The organism is Microbacterium sp. BH-3-3-3 (assembly GCF_007679045.1).
GTDB classification, from domain to species: domain Bacteria; phylum Actinomycetota; class Actinomycetes; order Actinomycetales; family Microbacteriaceae; genus Microbacterium; species Microbacterium algihabitans.
The window spans coordinates 189074-203011 of the sequence record NZ_VEFS01000004.1; the positions used below are offsets into that span (position 1 = coordinate 189074).

Consider the following 13938-nt stretch of genomic DNA (forward strand, 5'->3'; position numbering starts at 1 on the left):
GGCTTGCGTCAGCGCTTCGTCGACACCGTCACCGTGAACTTGCGATCGCGCGCGACCTGACGGGTCGATCCGACCAGGCGTTCGAGGGCGGGCCGGTACTGCAGGGCGGAGTTCCACACGGTCCACAGCTCCCCGCCGGGGGCGAGCACGCGGGCGGCGTCGGCGAACATGCGCGGAGCGAGCTGGTCGGTGACCGCGGCCCCCGAGTGGAAGGGCGGATTCAGCGCGATGAGCGACGCCGTGGCATCCGGCTGCGATCGCATCATGTCGTCGCGCACGACCTGCACGCGGTCGGCGACGCCGTTGGCTTCGGCGGTGGCGCGGGCCGACGCGACGGCGATGGCCGACTGATCGCACGCGATGACCTCGAGCGACGGATGCCGCACGGCCAGGGCAGCGGCGACGACCCCGGTTCCGCAGGCGAGGTCGATCGCACGGCCATCGCGGAGAGCGGGGAGGTGCGCCAGGAGCAGGCGCGTGCCGATGTCGATCGAGGCGCCGGCGAAGGCGCCGCCGAAAGCTCGGATCCGGATGCCGTCGACCTCCGCGGCATCCGGTTCGGGCTCGACGCCGTCGTGCGGACCGCGCGCGATCAGCACGCGGGACTTCTGCCGCGCGTGGCTGACGTCGAGGCGGTCGAACCTTTCGCGCAGCACGTCGTTCATGGTCACGGTCATGTGCTTGAGGCGTCCGCCGGCGTACACGACGACGTCGGGGTGCGCGTGCAGGGCGATCAGGCCCGCGATGTCGGCGAGGGCGCGCAGGGATCGGGGCAGGCGCAGCAGCACGACGCGGGCGCCGGAGAGCAGCGACGCGTCGAGGGCGTGCGAGGTGAAGGCGTCGTGGAGATCCGCCTCGACCGCGTTGGCGCGGAGCGCCTCTTCGCCGAGGATCTCGTCTTGATGCACGCGGATGCCGCGCGCCCCGGCATCCGCCGCGCCCAGGGTGAGAGCGCCGAAGGAATCGCCGATCACGACGAGTTCTCCCTCGCCGAGGCGGGCGCGGTCATCAGCGGATTCGTCGAGGATCAGCCGATCGGCTGCGTCGACCGCGACGAGGTCGGGGCCTTCGAGATCGGGTCTGCGGCGGAGAGCATCGAACGAGAAGGGCACCGTGCCACGCTACCGGGCCGTGCTTCGAACGTGCCCGTCATCGGGCGGTGCGGGTTTACCGGGTGCCGAAGTGGAACGGCAGGGCCAGCGAGGCCGAGACGAGGATGATGCCGAGCGCGAAGAACAGCGCGGGTGCGGCGAGCGAGAACGACAGTCCGGTGAGCAGCATGCCGCCGACGAACAGGATGAGCGAGACGATGAACATGGGGTTCCCTTCGGTCGCTCCAGGCTATCGTGCCGCGTCGGCGCTCCGGTCCGCGGGCGGGGGCGGCGTGGCGGCGGCGGGGTGTTCCCCGGGGTCTGTTCCGGATGCCGCTGGGCCGGAGCCGGGCCGGACGGGGCCACCGAGCGCCGAGAGCGTCCACAGCGTGCTGCCGGCCACGGCGGCCGGCATGACGGCGACGGCCCCGAGGGGCACGAGGAAACACAGCTGGGTCGCCACGCCGAAGCCGAGGGCCCGGGCGCGGTGGTCTTTGACGATCGCGCGCCGGGCGCGTCGATCGAGACCGCGCGCCGAGAGCGAGCGCGAGGTGAGCTCGTCGGCCAGGAGCCAGCCGGTCAGCGCGACACCGGTGACGAAGCCCAGGACGCCGCCGACGAAGGGGATGAGCCCGATCACCCACGCGAGCAGCGCCGCGAGGATGCCGCGCAGGATGAGGCGCACGCTGTCGCCCACGGCGCGCCAGAAGCCGTAGTCGGCGTCGGGAACGGTGCCGGTGACGCTGCGCTCGGTGGCGCGCCAGATGCGGTCGTAGAACGGCTCGCCCACCGCGAGGGTGACGGCGGTGAACGACACCACGACGATCAGCAGCGCGGCGCCGAACGAGGCGACCCCGATGGCGGTGCGCACGGTCGTCGCCCAGAACGGGGCCCACGTGTCGGCGAAGGGGGTCCAGTCGTCGACGAGCCCGGGGAGCACGAGACCCCACCCGATGAGCGCTCCCGCGAAGACGAGGCCCACGAGCGTGCCGGGGATGAGGCCGAGCGCCATCGCCCCGGGCGTGCGACGCCACTGACCGAGCCCGCGGAGCAGGAGCCCTGCCCCGGTGAGGAATTCGCGCATGCGGGAAGTCTGTCACCGACTTCCGACATCGTCCGGAACCGGGTCGCGCCGGTGTCGGAGGCCCCTGGCAGGATGCCGGTATGCGCATCCGCACCACGTCGACCCAGCGCACCTACCGCTACGTGCGCCTGGCGATCATCGGGGCCACCGTGTTCCTCGCGGTCGGGGTGGGCGTGCAGATCGCGGGCGGGGGAGTGCTGCCCTCCGTCAGCGCCGCGTACTACACGCCCGCGGGGCCGGTCTTCATCGGAGCGCTGACCGCCATCGCTCTCGCGTTGCTCGCGCTGTCGGGGCGCAGTCTCGAGCAGGGGCTCCTCGACATCGCGGCCGTGCTGGCGCTGGTGGTGGCCTACGTACCGACGACGGTGGCCGCGGGCGTCTGCCCGAGCGTCGCGCGCTGCGTGCCGCCCGAGGTGCAGGCGACGGTGGCGAACAACGCGGTCTCGGTGGCGGTCATCGTGGTGGTCGGGGTCGTGGCGGCGATCGTCCTCGCACGGGTGCAGGGCACGGCGACGCCAGGCGTGTTCCTCACGGCCGGGATCGTGCTCGCGCTGACGGCTGCCCTGGCGACCTGGGGGACGGCGGCTCCCGAATCGTTCCTCGCCGCCGCGCACGAGGTCGCGGCCGTGGCGTTCTTCCTCGCGATCGCGGGTGTCGCCGCGCTCGCCGCGTGGCGCCCGCAACCACGCGGTGCTCCCCGTCGGGGCGTGCGGACCGCCTACGGCGTCGTGGCGGCGGCCATCCTCCTGACGCTCGCGCTGCTCGTTGCCGGGGTCGTGCTCGGGGTGGACGAGAGAGGCTTCCCCGTCGTGTTCGTGGGCGAGGCGGTGGCGCTCGCGCTGTTCGCGGTGTTCTGGCTCATCCAGACCATCGAGCTGTGGAACCAGCCGGATCCGAGCCTGCGGGAATAGCCGAGGCGGCCTCGCGTTGAAGTTGATACGACGGCGCTCAAGATGCAAACTTGAGCGAACCGCACTCACGTATCACAGGAGACGGAATTGCCCGAAGACTTCACCCCCGGCGCCGGGGAAGACGGCGCCCAGTCGTTCGACGAGTTCCTCGCGCGCTACCTCGCGGGCGAGCAGGCACGTGCCGAACGGTCCATCGATCTGAGCCGCTTCCTCAGCGCCCGCACGCAGGAGGCCCTGCAAGAGGCCGGCCGCTACGCCCTCGGTCGCGGCCAGCGCGAACTCGACGCCCTGCACGTGCTGCACGTGCTCGTCGGCCGCTCGCCCGCCAAGGACGCCGTCGCGCGCCTGGGTGCCGACCCTGCCGCGATCGCCCGCGCCGCGGAGAGCCGCCTGCCTGCCGCGGGTTCGCCCGCGAACGTCGACGGCGCCGTCGTCGCCGGCTCCGTGCAGCGTGCGCTGTTCCACGCTTTCCAGGTCGCGCGCGCCGCGGGCTCGACATACGTCGACCCCGACCACCTGTTCTTCGCCCTCGTGCTCGCGCAGGACGCCCCCGCCGGGCAGATCCTCGCGCAGGCGGGCGTCACCGCCGAGGCCCTGACCCAGGGTGTGCGCGACACCGTCATGGGCGGCGAGTCCGACGAGATGGCCGGGGAGTCGGCATCCGTCACCCCGAACCTCGACCGTTTCGGCACCGACCTCACCGCTCGCGCCGCGGCGGGCGAACTCGACCCCGTGATCGGCCGCGCCGACGAGATCGAGCAGACGATCGAGATCCTGAGCCGTCGCACGAAGAACAACCCCGTGCTCATCGGCGAGGCCGGCGTCGGCAAGACCGCCGTCGTCGAAGGCCTGGCCCGTGCGATCGTCGCGAAAGAGGTTCCTGAGCAGCTCCGCGACACCCGCGTGGTCTCGATCGACCTGGCCGCGATGCTCGCCGGGGCGCGCTACCGCGGCGACTTCGAAGAACGCCTCACCCAGACGATGGATGAGATCGCGGCATCCGACAAGCTCGTCGTCTTCATCGACGAGGTTCACACCCTCGTCGGTGCCGGTGGGAGCGGTGACGGGTCGATGGATGCCGGCAACATCCTCAAGCCGCGCCTCGCCCGTGGCGACGTGCACCTGATCGGAGCGACGACGCTGCGCGAGTACCGCACGATCGAGAAGGACCCCGCCCTCGAGCGGCGCCTGCAGCCCGTGCGCGTGGGGGAGCCCTCGCTGCCGGATGCCGTGGAGATCCTGCGCGGCCTGCGCTCTGCGTACGAGGAGCACCACGCCGTCACCTACACCGACGACGCCCTGCGCGCCGCGGTGGAGCTGAGCGACCGCTACCTGAGCGACCGCGTGCTGCCCGACAAGGCCATCGACCTGATCGACCAGGCCGGAGCGCGCCTGCGCCTGCGCCTCGGTGTGAGCGTGGACACGTCGTCGCTGCTCGAGCGTCTCGCGACGCTGGAGGCAGACAAGAACGCCGCCGTCTCGGCCGAGCACTACGAAGAGGCCTCGCGCCTGCGCGACGAGATCGCCGCGGTGCAGGCGCGGCTCGACGACGCCACCAGCGCGCCGCGTGGCGCCGCCGTCGTCGACGAGCCCGAGATCGCCGCGGTGATCAGCCGGGCCACCGGCATCCCCGTCGCACGCCTCACCGCCACCGAGCGGGGGCGCCTGGCCGAGCTCGAGACCGAGCTGCACGCCCGCGTGATCGGTCAGGACGACGCGGTCGCCGCCGTCGCCAAGGCCGTGCGGCGCAACCGCACGGGCATGGGCGACGAGAACCGTCCGGTCGGTTCCTTCCTGTTCCTCGGCCCCACCGGCGTCGGCAAGACCGAGCTGGCCAAGGCCCTGGCGGGGTCGCTCTTCGACGACGACGGCGCTGTGATCCGCTTCGACATGAGCGAGTTCGGCGAGCGCCACACCGTGTCGCGCCTGATCGGCGCCCCTCCGGGATACGTCGGCTACGACGAGGCCGGCCAGCTCACCGAGCGCGTGCGCCGCAACCCCTACGCGGTCGTGCTGTTCGACGAGATCGAGAAGGCGCACCCCGACGTGTTCACCCTGCTGCTGCAGGTGCTCGACGACGGTCGTCTGACCGACGGACAGGGGCGCACGGTCGACTTCCGCAACACCGTCATCGTGATGACCTCGAACCTGGGTGCCGAGGTGCTCGCGTCGCGCGCCGGCGCGATCGGCTTCACCACCACGGGCCGCGAGTTCGCCGACGACGACCTGCGCGACCGCGTGATGGGCAAGCTCCGCGAGGCGATGCGGCCCGAATTCCTCAACCGCATCGACGACATCGTGCTGTTCCGCAAGCTCGAGAAGACGCAGCTGCGCCAGATCGTGCGTCTGCTGCTGAACGCGACCTCGCGCCGCCTCGCCTCCCGCGAGGTGACCCTCGAGGTGACGGATGCCGCGATCGACCGCCTCGCCGAGGTCGGCTACGAGCCCGAGTACGGGGCGCGGCCGCTGCGCCGGGTCATCCAGCGTGAGGTCGACGACCGCATCGCCGATCTGTTCGTCGCCGGCGACCTCGTCGACGGGGGAACGGTGACGGTGGATGCCACGGCATCCGGCTTCACGGTCATGCCCGTCATCACGGCGCTCGCCGCCTGACGAATCTCTTCTCGACGCCCCCGGTGCTGCGGTGCCGGGGGCGTCGTCGTGTGTGCGGGCGGCGGCGGGCGCGGGCGTCGGGGTGTGCCGTCGTGCGGATGAGGTGGGCGGCGCGCCGTGATTCGGTGGGGTGTGCGCGGTGTGTCGGGGGTCCGGTCCGCGGGACGGGGGTTCGCCCGGCGCGGGCGTTGCGGGGTGCCGTCGTGCGGATGCCGTGGGCGGCGCGCCGTGATCCGGTGGGGTGTGCGCGGTGTGTCGGGGGTCCGGTCCGCGGGACGGGGCTTCGCCCGGCGCGGGCGTTGAGGGGTGCCGTCGTGCGGATGCCGTGGGCGGCGCGCCGTGATCCGGTGGGCCCTGTGCGGCGTGTCGGGGGTCCGGTCCGCGGGACGGCGGAACGCGGGCGGTGCCCTGCGCCCCCCCTGCCCGGATGTCGGAGGTTCGAGGCAGAGTAGGAGCATGAGTCGTATCGGCACGATCTTCAGCCCGTACCCGCACCCGCCCGAAGAGCTGCGCGACGCCGCGCGAGCGGCAGAAGACGCCGGGGTCGAGGAACTGTGGCTGTGGGAGGACTGCTTCCGCTCGTCGGCGTGGGCGGCCGCTGCCGCGGCGCTCGCCGTCACCGACCATCTGCGCATCGGCGTGGGCATCGCACCGCTCCCGCTTCGCAACGTCGCCGCCTCGGCGATGGAGGTCGCGACGATCGAGCGCATGTTCCCCGGACGACTCCTTCCTGGTTTCGGCCACGGGGTGCAGGACTGGATGCGCCAGGTGGGGGCGAAGGCGGCCTCGCCGCTGACGCTCATGCAAGAGCAACTCCCGGCGCTGCGCGCTCTGTTGGCCGGAGAAACGGTCAGCACCGAGGGGCGGTACGTGAAGCTTCGCGACGTCGCGCTCGATTGGCCGCCCGCCCAGGCTCCGCTCGTCTATGCGGCAGCCGAGGGCCCGAAGACGCTGGCGCTGGCGGGGGCGGTGGCCGACGGCGTCGTGCTCGACAGCCGGCACACGGTCGACGAGATCGCAGCGGCGGTGCGCACCGTGAACGACGCGCGGGCGGGAGCGGGTCGCCAGGGCCGCGCCGACATCGTCGCCTACGTGCTCACCGCGTTCGGTCCCGACGCGCGCGAGCGCGCCACCGCCGTGCTCGCCGACCGCGAAGACGCCGCCGATCGTGTGCTCGCGGGCTCCGTGTCCGAAGTCGCTGAGGGCGTCGCCCGCTTCCAGGCTGCGGGAGTCGACGACGTCGTGCTCCTGCCGACCGACGACGTCGATCTCGCTGCCTTCTTCTCGGCGGTCGGCCAGGTCGCGGTCGCCGTCCCCGACGCGGGAGGCGTCTCATGACTCGCGGTGTCGTCTCGCTCGGCGTCGCGGGGTCGCTCGGGCCCGACGCGATCGCGGCGATCGCCCCCGCCGTCGAAACAGCCGGCTTCCACACCCTGTGGGTCAACGACACTCCCGACGGCGACGCCCTCGCGGCGCTCGCCGCCGCGGCCCGTGTCACCGACCGGCTACGGCTGGCCACGGGCGTCGTGCCCGTCGACCGTCGACCGGCCTCCGAGATCGCGGTGGAGGTGTCGTCGCTGGGCCTCCCGCTCGACCGGCTCACAATCGGCATCGGCTCGGGCATGGCCCGCCAAGGAGCCCTCGCCCGCGTCCGCGAGGCCGTCGAGCAGCTGCACGATGCGGGCATCGAACGCGTGCTGGTCGGAGCCCTCGGGCCCAAAATGCGCCGTACCGCGGTGGAACTCGCCGAGGGCGTGCTGCTGAACTGGGTGCCGCCCGTCGAGGCGGCACAGCAGGCGAGCGAACTCCACTCCCTCGCTCCCGCGACGCACGTGGCGGTCTACGTGCGCACGGCGATCGCCGCCGCGGCGCGCGAACGCCTCGACGAAGAGACCGCCCGGTACGCCTCGTTCCCCAACTACGCCGCGAACTTCGAACGGATGGGGGTGGATGCCATCGACACGACGATCCGCGACGCCTCCGGGCTCGACGACGCCCTCGACGCCTACACCGGGGCGGCCGACGAGGTCGTGCTGCGCGCGATCGTTCCCGACGACACGGTCGAGGCCTACCTCGAGTTCGTGCGGCGCACGGCTCCGACGCCGGGCTGAGGCGAGGGCGGGCGGCGACGCCGGCGAGGGCGGGCGGGCGACGCCGGCGAGACCGGCCCGATAGTGTGCGACTCATGACGCCGTCGCTTCCCGGACTCCCGCCCCTGTTCTGGACCGGAACCGAGGGCATCGTCTCGTACGACGAAGACGCCGCGACTCTTCAGCTCACGGCTCGCGCCGGGGTTGACTGGACCAACGACGCGACCGGAGGCCCTGCGCAGCACGCTGCGACCGCGCTGGCCTTCTCCGCACCCGACGGCGATTTCGTGCTGTCGGCCCGGGTGCGGGTACTCGGTGCTCGCTCCACTTTCGACGCCGGGGCCCTTGCCGTGTGGGCCGGGCCCGATCGTTGGGCGAAGCTCTGCAACGAGTATTCGCCGCAGAGTGCCGCGATGGTCGTCAGCGTCGTCACGAACGCATTTTCCGACGACGCGAACGGCCCGCTCCTCGACGCGGATGCGGTGTACCTTCGCGTCGCTCGGACGGGGCCCGCTTTCGCTTTCCATTTCTCGCGCGACGGGGTCGCCTGGGATTTCGTGCGGCTTTTCCGCCTCGACGTGGCCGCCGCCGCCGTATCGATCGGGTTCCTCGCGCAGGCGCCCCTCGGTGACGGGGCCACGGCGGTGTTCGATGAGATCGCGTACGCGCGGACCTCGCTCGCAGATCTTCGCGATCTGAGCTGACGGACCCCCACCCCCGGTGGCGGTGGAAGACTGGGCGGATGCCGCACCGCCGAGGCCTCACCGTCCGCTCCGTCGCCCGCGGAGCTCTCGCCGCCCTCCTGGTCGGGGCGGGGGTGAGCCACGTGACCTGGGGCCGCCGGGGCTATCGGATCGTCGTCCCGGGCTGGGCCACGCGACTGCTGCGCACCGACAAAGACGCCATCGTCGTGGCATCCGGAGCCGTCGAGGTGATCCTCGGCGTCGCTCTCGTCGCTCTGCCCCGCGAGAGGTCGCGCATCGGCGCGGCGATCGCGGCGTTCTTCGTCGCGGTGTTCCCGGGCAACGTGCACCAGTGGCGCACCGGCCGCGCGGCGCCCGGCCTGCAGACCGACCGCGCGCGGTTCCTCCGCCTGTTCCTGCAGGTGCCGCTCGTGGCGTGGGCGTGGTGGGCGACGCGCGAGCGCTGACCCGCGAGCGCTGACGCCAACGCCCCCGCCCGCGCGTGTTCCGCCCGCCGCGCGATTACGCCGCTGCGCCGAGCTCCATGACGCCGCTTTCGAAGGCCGCGCGCGCGAGCACCTTGTAGCCATGCTCGGGGAAGAACACGGTCAGCCGGTCGGCCTCGATCCCCATGACCGTGCCGACACCGAACTCGCCGTGCTGCACGGTCGAGTCGATCCGGATGCCGTCGGCATCCGCCTCTGCGGGCTCGGCGTCGTTCGGGGTCACGGTGGTTCCGGTGCCGCAGCGATCGCACGACCCGCACTCATCCGGCGTCTCGACCCCGAAGTACTCGAGAAGCGCGCGGCGGCGACAGTGCGAGGTCTCGGCGTAGCCGCGCATGATCTCGATGCGCGAGGCGCGGATGCGCTCTTCCGCCTCATCGCGCTCGCGCACGGCCGCGACCGCGTCTCCCGCGGAAGCCTTCTTCGCCGCCGACACCCCGTCGGGGCCGGAGACGGCGAAGCCGCAGGTGACGAGCTGGTTCAGCACGCGTCCGATCGCGCGGACCGACCGGCCGGACTCCTCGGCGATGGCCTTCGCCCGCAACGGCGTCTTCGCGCGGCCCAAGGCGTCCCACACCCCGGCCACGTCGGCGCGCTTGCTGTGCCCACCGGCGAAGAAGGAGCGCAGCGAGAAGTCCTCGGAGCGGTAGTGCAGGATCGCGCGGGCGGGCTGCCCGTCGCGCGCCGCCCGACCGATCTCCTGGGCGTACGAGTCGAGCGACTCGGTGACGTCGGCGTGCACGACCAGACGCACGTCGGACTTGTCGACGCCCATTCCGAACGCCGAGGTGGCCACGACCACGTCGAGCTCCCCCGCGCTCCAGGCCGCGTGCACCTCGTCGCGTCGCTTCTGCGCCATCGCCCCGTGATAGGGCGCCGCGCGCACTCCGAGGGCGACGAGCTCGTCGGCGTAGGCGTCGGTTGCCTTGCGCGTCGCCACGTACAGCAGCGCCGGGCCGCCGGCATCCTGAACATCGGCGAGCACCGCGCGGCGCTTGTCGAGGTCGTGCTCGTGGCGGCGCACCGCCATGTGGATCTCGGGGCGGTCCATTCCGCGGACCTCGAGGTGCGGTTCGCGCATGCCGAGGCTCGCCACGATGTCGTCGCGGACGGGGGCGGATGCCGTGGCCGTCAGGGCCAGGATCGGGGGATGCCCCAGCGCCTCCACGGCGTCGCCGATGCGCGCGTAGTCGGGCCGGAAGTCGTGCCCCCACGCCGACACGCAGTGCGCCTCGTCGACGACGACCAGGCGTACGTCGGCCTTCGCGAGCCGGTCGAACACCTCGGTGTTCGCGAGCTGCTCGGGAGCGAGGAACGCGTAGACCGCATCGGGGCCCTCGATCGCGGCCCACGCGCGCTTCTTGCCCGCCGCGCTGGTCCGCGAGTTCAGGGCGACCGCCGCCGGAGCGTCGGGAGCGGCATCGATCGAGTCGATCTGATCGCGCTGCAGGGCCAGCAGCGGCGAGATCACGACGGTGACCCCGCCCAACTCGCAGCCGGCGATCTGGTACACCGCCGACTTGCCCGCGCCGGTGGGGAAGACCACGAGGGTGTCGCGCCCGCCGATGACCGCATCGATCGCCTCCGCTTGACCCGGGAGCAGGTCGTCCCACCCGAAGACCTCGCGGGCGGTGCGGGCGGACTGTTCGAGAGTGGCGGGAGCGTTCACAAGGCCTCATTCCTGGGGGAGGTCCCCAGCACACCTCAGACCTCCGACATTGCCGCGGGGGTTGCGAGCCGCACCGACGTGTGATCAGCTCCGCGCCCCGACAGAAGGTCGGCCCCTAGGCATTCGAGGGGCGCTGACGCAACCGCGTCATCGACGTCGGAGGGTGCTGACAGGATGCCGCCATGCTCTTCGTAGAGATCGAGACGGCCCTCGCGGCGGTGACGAACACGCGTTCGCGCCTCGCCAAGATCGAGGCTCTCGCCACGGTGCTCCGCGGCCTCGCGCCCGACGAGATCGAGCCCGCGATCGGGCTGCTCACGGCATCCCCCCGACAGGGGCGACTCGGCGTCGGCTGGCGCACCCTCTCGGCGCGCGGCGGGGAGCACGCCGAGACCCCGTCGCTGACGGTCGCCGATGTCGACGAGACGTTCTCGCGCCTCACCGGGATCGGCGGGTCGGGCTCCGCGGCGGCACGCACGAGCCTCCTCGACGAGCTCGCCCAGCGCGCGACGGCGGGGGAGTGGAACCTGCTCATCCGCATCATGACGGGCGAGCTGCGCACCGGCGCCCTCGAAGGCGTGCTGCTGGATGCCGTCGCCCGAGCCGCCGACCGCGACGGCACGGCCGTACGACGGGCCGCGATGCTCTCGGGCGATCTCGGAGCCACGGCCCGCGTCGCTCTGACCGGGAGCGACGACGACCTGGCCGCGGTGGGACTCATCGTGCTGCGCGGCGTGCAGCCGATGCTCGCCTCGACGGCGACCTCGGTCCGCGAGGCGCTCGAGGTCGCGGGGCGCGCCTCAGTCGAGTACAAGCTCGACGGTGCCCGCGTTCAGGTGCACCGCCACGGCGACGCTGTGCGCGTGTTCACCCGCACTCTCGCCGACGTCACGCACCGGGTGCCCGAGATCGTCGAGGCCGCGCTCTCGCTGCCCGTCGACGACGTGATCCTCGACGGCGAGACCCTCTCGCTCGACGAAGACGGCGGGCCGCGTCCCTTCCAAGACACCATGGCGCGCTTCGGCGCCGAGACCGCGCGGGCCATCGCGTTGCGTCCGTGGTTCTTCGACATCCTCCACGTCGACGGCCGCGACCTCGTCGACGAGCCCCTGTCCGCACGCCTCGATGAGCTCGAGCGGATCGCCGCCGAATGGCGCATCCCGGCGATCCTCACCGACGACGCCGAGCAGGCCGAGACGTTCGCCCGCGATGCGCTCTCCGCAGGCCACGAAGGCGTCATGGTGAAGGGGCTGGATGCCGCGTACACGGCCGGCCGCCGCGGCAAGAGCTGGCTGAAGGTCAAGCCCGTGCACATGTTCGACCTCGTCGTGCTGGGGGTCGAACGCGGCTCCGGCCGCCGCGCGGGCTGGTTCTCGAACCTCCACCTGGGGGCACGCGATCCCGACGGCGTCTTCGGCGATCCCGGCGGATTCGTCATGGTCGGCAAGACCTTCAAGGGGCTGACCGACGAGCTGCTGATCTGGCAGACCGCGCACTTCAGCGAGCGCGAGACGGGGGAGGTTCCCGGTGGCATCCGCGTCGTCCCCGACACCGTCGTCGAGATCGCGATCGACGGCGTACAGCGATCCGTGCGCTACCCCGGCGGCGTGGCGCTGCGCTTCGCCCGCGTGAAGACCTACCGTTCGGACAAGACCGCGGCCGAGGCCGACACGATCGACACGCTTCGCGCGCTGCTGCCCGGCGGCGGCGCTGCGACGGAGGGATGACGCGATGAGTCTGGCGCCTTGGCTCGACGGCGAGCTCGGCTACCGCAGTTTCGGAACGCCGGGCGCACCGCGCGCCGTGTTCGTCCTGCGCACCGGCGACGTGTCCACGACCGATCCCGATGCGAGCGTCACCTCGGGATTCGACGTGCGGGTGGTGGCGGTCGGGCTCGACGCCCCCGAGCTCGAAGACCCGCCGGTCTTCGGCGGCCAGACGCCCGCCGGGCTGACCGTCGAGGCGCTGCGCGAACTCGTCGCCCGTGAAGCACCGGGCGTCACCGTGGGCCTCGTCGGAGAGCGATCGGCCGGGGCCATCGCGATCTACCTCGCCGCGGCTCTGGGGGAGGTCGTCGACCGCCTCGCGATCGTCGGTGTGCCCAGTCCCAACGATCCGCTCAGCCGCGACCTCCGCACGCCGTTGCTCGACGACCTCGCCGCCGAGGTGCTGGTGGTCGTCGGGGGCGACGGCCCGGCCGACGTCGCCGACGCGAACTGGTACGTCGAACGCATGCGGTCAGCCGAGGCCGAAGTCGTTCCGGATGCCGAGATCACCTCGGTCAACAACCATGTCACTCTGACGACCGTGTGGGAGCGCGTGCTGGCGCACGTGGCCCCCGGCGCCGAGCGCCGCTGACCCACCGACCGCGAACGTCAGCGCAACAACGGCAGGTCAGCCGCGCGTCAGCGCCTTGACCTGCACGACGTTCGACTCCTCGTCGACCTCGACATGATCCGTCTGCGCCTTGAGGAAGTCCGAGAAGCTGCGGAACCCGAGTGCCTTCTCGCTGAACGAGGGGTCGAGCCGCTTCATGAGGTCTTTCACCGCGGAGGCGTGCAGCCACTCGCCGTCGGCGCGCTCGGCCTCGAGCTGCATCGCGCGATCGAGAAGGTCGACGGCGGGGTCTTTCGAGCGCTTGCGGGCGCGCGGGCGCGAGGGGGTGCTGTCTTTCTTCGTCTCGGAGAGCTTCGGAATGCCCGGCAGCGAGTCGTACGCGTCGAAGCGGTCGCAGGCCGCGGCCAGCGACTTCGCGGTCGACCCCGCCACTCCCACGCCCACGACGTAACGGCCGAGGCGCTTGCACCGCTGGGCGAGCGGGACGTAGTCGCTGTCGCCCGCGACGATCACGACGTGCGTGAGATCGGGCAGGCGGAACATGTCTTCGACGGCATCCACGGCGAGGCGGATGTCGGCGCCGTTCTTGGCATATGCCGCCGCGGGGAAGAGCTGCACGAGATCGACCGCGCGGGCGACCAGCTGCGAGCGGTACTCCGCGTTGACCGGCGACGACCAGTCGGCGTAGGCGCGCGTGAGAACCAGGGTGCCGAACGAGGCCGCGTAGTCGATGACGGCTCCCACATCGATGGTCGCCTTGGTGAGGCGCTCCGCGATCTCGGGGTCGAGGGGGTTCTCGGCGATCTTCTGCCGATCGCGCGAGTAGGCGTTTCGCCCGTGGACGCGGTCGTACCACGACATCACGATGTTGTCGAAGTCGAGGTAGACGGCGACGCGGGCGGTCTGCGTATCGGGCATGGGTCCAGTCTGGTCGGTCGCGAACGGTTGCGGAAC

13 protein-coding genes are annotated in these 13938 nt (G+C 72.1%); 8 read left to right on the plus strand and 5 right to left on the minus strand.

Annotation, left to right across the window (positions count from 1 at the left end):
* Window positions 1–8: 8 nt before the first annotated feature.
* Genes FS769_RS13215 through FS769_RS13220 form a run of 3 tightly spaced genes read right to left on the minus strand, consistent with a single transcriptional unit; the run spans window position 9 to window position 2175 of the window.
* A complete protein-coding gene (locus FS769_RS13215; RefSeq protein ID WP_144834156.1) occupies window positions 9–1112 on the minus strand; it encodes a class I SAM-dependent methyltransferase in 1104 nt (367 codons plus the stop codon).
* Window positions 1113–1167: 55 nt separating this feature from the next.
* A complete protein-coding gene (locus FS769_RS16880; RefSeq protein ID WP_013585971.1) occupies window positions 1168–1317 on the minus strand; it encodes a hypothetical protein in 150 nt (49 codons plus the stop codon).
* A gap of 24 nt (window positions 1318–1341) precedes the next feature.
* Window positions 1342–2175 carry an EI24 domain-containing protein gene (locus FS769_RS13220; protein WP_144834158.1) on the minus strand — a complete coding sequence of 278 codons (834 nt, stop codon included), beginning with the start codon at window positions 2173–2175 and terminating at the stop codon, window positions 1342–1344.
* 80 nt (window positions 2176–2255) lie between these two features.
* On the opposite strand from FS769_RS13220, the gene FS769_RS13225 reads away from it, so the two are divergent.
* The 6 genes from FS769_RS13225 (at window position 2256) to FS769_RS13250 (ending at window position 8939) form a co-directional block, all read left to right on the plus strand.
* Window positions 2256–3086 (plus strand): hypothetical protein, encoded by an 831-nt coding sequence (locus FS769_RS13225; protein WP_144834160.1) that lies wholly within the window; start codon window positions 2256–2258, stop codon window positions 3084–3086.
* 87 nt (window positions 3087–3173) lie between these two features.
* Window positions 3174–5699, plus strand: a complete 2526-nt coding sequence (locus FS769_RS13230; protein ID WP_144834162.1) for an ATP-dependent Clp protease ATP-binding subunit — start codon at window positions 3174–3176, stop codon at window positions 5697–5699.
* 456 nt (window positions 5700–6155) lie between these two features.
* A complete protein-coding gene (locus FS769_RS13235; protein WP_144834163.1) occupies window positions 6156–7037 on the plus strand; it encodes an LLM class flavin-dependent oxidoreductase in 882 nt (293 codons plus the stop codon).
* Window positions 7034–7810: an LLM class flavin-dependent oxidoreductase gene (locus FS769_RS13240; protein WP_144834165.1), complete on the plus strand. Its 777-nt coding sequence runs from the start codon at window positions 7034–7036 to the stop codon at window positions 7808–7810. Before FS769_RS13235 ends, FS769_RS13240 begins: the two co-directional genes overlap by 4 nt.
* A 74-nt stretch (window positions 7811–7884) precedes the next feature.
* The gene (locus FS769_RS13245; RefSeq protein ID WP_144834167.1) at window positions 7885–8493 is read left to right on the plus strand and encodes a DUF1349 domain-containing protein; all 609 of its coding nucleotides are present in this window, start codon (window positions 7885–7887) and stop codon (window positions 8491–8493) included.
* A gap of 38 nt (window positions 8494–8531) precedes the next feature.
* Entirely contained in the window at window positions 8532–8939 is a 408-nt protein-coding gene (locus tag FS769_RS13250) for a hypothetical protein (RefSeq protein ID WP_144834169.1), read from the plus strand.
* A gap of 55 nt (window positions 8940–8994) precedes the next feature.
* Here the strand turns inward: FS769_RS13250 and FS769_RS13255 are convergent, their stop codons facing one another.
* Window positions 8995–10647, minus strand: a complete 1653-nt coding sequence (locus FS769_RS13255) for an ATP-dependent DNA helicase RecQ (protein WP_144834171.1) — start codon at window positions 10645–10647, stop codon at window positions 8995–8997.
* Between the two features lie 182 nt (window positions 10648–10829).
* On the opposite strand from FS769_RS13255, the gene FS769_RS13260 reads away from it, so the two are divergent.
* Together FS769_RS13260 and FS769_RS13265 are read left to right on the plus strand one after the other, a co-directional pair.
* Window positions 10830–12374 (plus strand): ATP-dependent DNA ligase, encoded by a 1545-nt coding sequence (locus FS769_RS13260; protein WP_144834173.1) that lies wholly within the window; start codon window positions 10830–10832, stop codon window positions 12372–12374.
* 4 nt (window positions 12375–12378) lie between these two features.
* Window positions 12379–13005 carry a hypothetical protein gene (locus FS769_RS13265; protein ID WP_144834175.1) on the plus strand — a complete coding sequence of 209 codons (627 nt, stop codon included), beginning with the start codon at window positions 12379–12381 and terminating at the stop codon, window positions 13003–13005.
* A gap of 36 nt (window positions 13006–13041) precedes the next feature.
* Here FS769_RS13265 and FS769_RS13270 read toward each other — a convergent pair whose 3' ends face one another.
* The gene (locus FS769_RS13270) at window positions 13042–13902 is read right to left on the minus strand and encodes an NYN domain-containing protein (RefSeq protein WP_144834176.1); all 861 of its coding nucleotides are present in this window, start codon (window positions 13900–13902) and stop codon (window positions 13042–13044) included.
* Between the last annotated feature and the right edge of the window lie 36 nt (window positions 13903–13938).